Raw genomic sequence first — 4,578 nt, forward strand, 5'->3', positions numbered from 1 at the left:
GCCGAGCCGCTGCCCGTCGGCGGTCAGCTCGCCGCCGTAGTTGTACAGGACCCGGGAGGCGGACGGGTCGAACGCCGGGAGCTCGGTGCTGACCCCGGGGTCGAGGGTGACGATCCAGATGGCGAGGTGGCTGTCCGGGCGCGCGGCCCAGGAGTGCGGTGGCGGGTCGAGTGCCCGGATCCCGTCGATCTCCCCGGCGATCACCCGGACGCGCGCGGCGGCCCCCTCCTCACCGCGGACGACGACCGGGGTGTCCTCGGACCAGAACATGTCGAAGTACGGCTCGGCGGACTTGTCCTCGGGGGCGAGGTTGAGCCAGATCTGGAACAGCTCCATGGTGTTGGTCGCGTCGGGATCCAGCAGGGGGAACATCTCCGAGTGCGAGATCCCCGCACCGGCGGTGAGCCACTGTGTGTCACCGTGCCCGAAGCGGGCGGCGGCGCCCAGCGAGTCGGAGTGGTCCACCACGCCGTCGAGCACCACGGTGACGGTCTCGAAGCCGCGGTGTGGGTGCTGGGGGAAGCCGGGCACCTCTGAGCCGTGGTACATCGACCAGCCGTCCTTGCCGGAGAAGTCGCCTCCGATGGACCGGCCCTCCAGGGAGGCCGCGGGACGCATGGTCTCCCCCTCGGCCGCGGGGAACTCGTCGCGGTGGTGGACCGCGAACAGGAACGGGTCGACACCGGGCCACTGCGCGCCGAGCGGGACTACCTGACGGATGGCGGACACTGGCATCTCCTCTGACGGGACGGTACTTGCTGTCGCGTCATACAACTCCGGGCCCTGGCGGTTTGTTCCCTCCCGCGGCCGAGCCCGGGTCAGCCCCGGGCCAGACCCGGGTCAGCCCCGGGCCACCACTCCGGTCACCGGAATCCGGCCGCCGACCGCCTGGCGGAAGTTGAGCACCGCACGCTGGACGTGGTCGCCCGTGGAGACCACGACCGCGCCGGTGGTCCCGCGCTCGCGGAAGATCTGGTCGGTGAACCGGGCGTTCTGGACCGTCGAGTTGGAGTTGCCCTCCTCGGTGATCCGCCACGGTGCGATCCCGGCGCCGCGGAGCCAGTCGCCCATCGCGCGGGCCTCCGTGCGGCCGTTCTGCGGGACTCCACCGGTCACGATGATGCGGGCGGTGGGGTACTCCCGCGCGAGCCGGAAGCCTGTCCTCAGCCGCTCCTCGAGCACCGGCCGGATCCCCCCGTCGGGATAGAGGCCCGCGCCCAGGATCACGATGTCGGTGGTGAACGGATTGACCGTGAGCACCGCCGGGTCGTCGCTCGTGAGCGCGTCCAGGCCGCCGCACATCTGCAGCATCGACTGGTCGACGTACTGGCAGCCCACCATGGTCAGCCCGTTGTAGAGCGCGGTGCCCGACGGGAGCTCCGCCGAACCCGCGGATGCGGTCCCTGCACCGGCCCCCAGCGCGAGCGCCGCCGTGGCCGCGACCGCTGCGAGACGGATGTGTGTCCTACGCACGATGGCGTTCCTCCCCCGAGAAAAGTGTGTGACTCATTTCGTGACCCGATAGTTATCGGTAGCCACGGTACCGCTGTTACCCGTGAGGCAGAATGGGCCAGAAAATCGCCGGGTAGCCTGCTCACATGCCCGCAGGATATGACAAGTCGGCCGCAGTCCGATACCTCTCCCGAGCGGACCCCGAGCTCGGACGCCACATCGAGTACGTCGGTCCGTGCACCCTCACGCCCGCCCCGGCCGCCGGACCGAACACCCTGTTCGATCGCCTGGCCTCCTCGATCCTGTCCCAGCAACTGTCGGTGAAGGCGGCCGCGACGATCGCCGGCCGACTCCGGGAGCGGGCCGCGGGGCCCCGCCATCTCGATCCCGTCCTCCTGGCCGCCCTCTCCGACGACGAGATCCGCGCCTGCGGCGTCTCCCGCCCCAAGATCGCCGCGCTCCGGGACCTGACCGACGCCGTGGGGACCGGACGGATCCCCACGATGGCGGAGCTGGAGGAACTCGACGACGACGAGGTGGTCGCCTCCCTGACCACCGTCCGCGGGGTGGGCCGATGGACCGTCGAGATGGTGCTGATCTTCCTGTTGGACAGACCCGACGTGTTCCCCGTCGCCGATGTCGGGGTGCGCCGCGGATTCGAGCGGGTCACGGGGCTCGACGAGGCGCCCACCGCCACGCAGATGCTCACCCGTGCCGAGAGCTGGGCCCCGTACCGTTCGGTCGCCTCCTGGTACCTGTGGCGGGCGGTCGACCAGACCGGGCAGGCGGTGCCCACGCCGCCCCCGTCCGGTAGAACGGACACATGGCAACCACCGCATTCAAGGGAAATCCCGTCACCACGTCCGGCGAGCTCCCCGCCGTCGGCACCACCGCCCCGGCGTTCGAGCTGGTCGGCACCGACCTGTCAGCCGTGACCTCCGAGTCGCTGGCGGGCAAGAACGTCGTGCTCAACATCTTCCCGAGCGTCGACACGGGCGTCTGCGCCCAGTCCGTCCGCACCTTCAACGAGAAGGCCACCGGCCTGGACAACACCGCGGTCGTCAACGTCTCGGCCGATCTCCCCTTCGCGCTCAAGCGTTTCGCCGCCGACGAGGGCATCGAGAACGCCTCCGCCGGTTCCACCTTCCGCAGCGATTTCGCCTCGACGTACGGCGTCACGATGGCCGACGGCCCCCTGGCCGGCCTGTGCGCCCGCTCGGTCATCGTTCTCGACGCCGAGGGCAAGGTCGTCTACACCCAGCTCGTCGACGAGATCACCACCGAGCCGGACTACGACTCCGCGCTCGCCGCTCTCAACTGATCACACTCACGACCGCCGGCCCGCCTCCGTGTGGAGGCGGGCCGGCGGTCGTTCACCCGGGCCGCGAGCCGGGTGTAGCGGGAAGATCTACGCGCTGCCCGCGGGGATCGGCGCGAACCGACGGACCGCGTCCTCGAGCTGGTCGAAGAGGGTGGAGATCTCCCCCGCGCGCCGGTCGTTCGGCTGGAGACCCTCCGGGCCGAACTCGGTGAACAGGCTCAGCGACACCTGCTGCCGGACGCCGAACATCCGGAAGTTCGCGACGATCTGGCGCCACTGCTCCACGGCCCGTACCCCGCCCTCGGCGCCGTAGGAGACAAAGGCGACCGGCTTGTCCGCCCACTCGTCACCGAGGGAGTCGAAGGCGTTCTTCAGAGCGCCGGGAACGCCGTGGTTGTACTCGGGGGTCACGAAGATGAAGGCGTCGTAGGAGTCGATCGCCTCACTCCACCGGGTGACCCGCTCGTCGTCGTACTGCTTGTTCGCGGCACCCGGCACGGTGGCCGAGGTGAGGAGCGGGACGTCGAAGGACTTGAGGTCGACCAGGTCGTAGGTGGCGAGCTCCCGCGATGACGCCTCCGCGGTGACCCAGTCGGCCACGGCCGCGCCGCCCCGCTCGTCACGGACACTGCCCAGGATGATGCCGATCTTCACTCGCGTCTCCTCCGTCGATCGATGTCGTGGACACCTCGACCGTACTTGAGTGACACGGCAACAATCTACCGCCTGCCGTAGACAGTGACCGACGCCACCGCACACACCCGGCCGCGGGCGTCCCGCGTGACCGCCTGCGCGATCCCCCAGCTCCGACCGTCGTGGAGCGCCTCGGCGCGCACCGTGACCGGGCCGACGAGCGGGATCTGCCGCACGTACCTCACGTCGAGCGAGGACGAACTGACGTCTCGCTCGTGCGGGAACACCGCGGCGCCGGCCACCTCCGCGACGGCCGCGAAGACCCCGCCGTGCAGGTTCCCCAGCGGGTTGGCGAGCGCCGGTTCGGGGGCGATCACGGCCTCCACCGCGCGGGTGTCCCCCGGGCCGTCATCGTGGTGGTCCACCGTCAGGCACAACACCTCGGCCAGCGTTCCCGGCGCCAACGCGGAGGGCCACGGCGGCTCGTCGTCGTAGTCATCCGGGTCCACGACCCCCGCGATCTCCATCGACTTCACCAGCCCCGCGGCGACCACCTCGCCGTCGTCATCGAGGACGTCGCCCCGCGTGGTGAGGCAGTGGCCGTCGTCGCCCAGGTGGTCCGTGCGCACGCCCAGTCCGGTCGACCCCTCACGGGGGCGCGCCAGCAGATCCAGGCGGAGTTCGGTGGTGACGGTCCACATCCCCTCGGGACGACGGCGGTGGTTCTCGGCCCCGAGACCGGAGTCGACCAACACCGCCAGGGCCCCCGTGGCGAAGCGCCCGGACGGGTCCACGAACTGGTCGGCGACCGGCTGGTGCCAGCTCACGGTGCCGTCCCCGTTCTGGCTGAAGGTCAGTCCGAGCCGGGGTTCCGGGCCGTGGTGCGTCGATTCCCTCATCTAGCGACGCTAACACGTGTTCCAGTCCTGCCCGTCGGGCCCACGTGGCCGCACAATGGAGCCGTGCCCCCACGAGCAGAGCCCCCCCGGACAGCACCCCTGAGCAGCGAGGTTCTCGCGACGCCCCGACGCTGGCCGATCCGCACGGCCACCACCGTGATCGCCACCGCGATCGTCATCCTGGTGCTGGCCGCCGCGGCGGGGGGCGCGTGGCTGCTGCTGCGCACCGCCGCGCACAGCGCGATCGACACGGTGGACCGGGGTCGGGCGGTC

The 4,578-nt window shown here is 70.8% G+C and carries 6 protein-coding genes and 1 pseudogene; 3 read left to right on the plus strand and 4 right to left on the minus strand.

All coding sequences use genetic code 11. The annotated features are described in order from the left end of the window. Nucleotides 1-735 (minus strand): pirin family protein (locus tag G6018_RS11205; protein ID WP_187701050.1); only part of this gene is annotated, 735 nt, incomplete at its 3' end. Between the two features lie 105 nt (nt 736-840). Continuing rightward, nucleotides 841-1,473: an ElyC/SanA/YdcF family protein gene (locus G6018_RS11210; protein ID WP_182639626.1), complete on the minus strand. Its 633-nt coding sequence runs from the start codon at nt 1,471-1,473 to the stop codon at nt 841-843. 125 nt (nt 1,474-1,598) lie between these two features. On the opposite strand from G6018_RS11210, the gene G6018_RS11215 reads away from it, so the two are divergent. After that, complete coding sequence (locus tag G6018_RS11215) at nt 1,599-2,387, plus strand: DNA-3-methyladenine glycosylase (RefSeq protein ID WP_182639627.1); 789 nt, start codon at nt 1,599-1,601, stop codon at nt 2,385-2,387. Next, entirely contained in the window at nt 2,276-2,773 is a 498-nt protein-coding gene (gene tpx / locus G6018_RS11220) for a thiol peroxidase (protein ID WP_182639628.1), read from the plus strand. The genes G6018_RS11215 and tpx overlap by 112 nt, the downstream gene beginning before the upstream one ends. 87 nt (nt 2,774-2,860) lie before the next feature. On the opposite strand, the gene G6018_RS11225 is transcribed toward tpx, so the two are convergent. Further along, nucleotides 2,861-3,427: an NAD(P)H-dependent oxidoreductase gene (locus G6018_RS11225; RefSeq protein ID WP_182639629.1), complete on the minus strand. Its 567-nt coding sequence runs from the start codon at nt 3,425-3,427 to the stop codon at nt 2,861-2,863. Nucleotides 3,428-3,492: 65 nt separating this feature from the next. Then, nucleotides 3,493-4,305 carry a hotdog fold thioesterase gene (locus G6018_RS11230; RefSeq protein ID WP_182639630.1) on the minus strand — a complete coding sequence of 271 codons (813 nt, stop codon included), beginning with the start codon at nt 4,303-4,305 and terminating at the stop codon, nt 3,493-3,495. Nucleotides 4,306-4,368: 63 nt separating this feature from the next. Here G6018_RS11230 and G6018_RS11235 point away from each other — a divergent pair. Continuing rightward, a pseudogene (locus G6018_RS11235) lies at nt 4,369-4,578 on the plus strand (histidine kinase); the annotation flags it as partial.

It is taken from the genome of Dietzia sp. DQ11-44 (genome assembly GCF_014145205.1).
Lineage (GTDB): Bacteria > Actinomycetota > Actinomycetes > Mycobacteriales > Mycobacteriaceae > Dietzia > Dietzia natronolimnaea.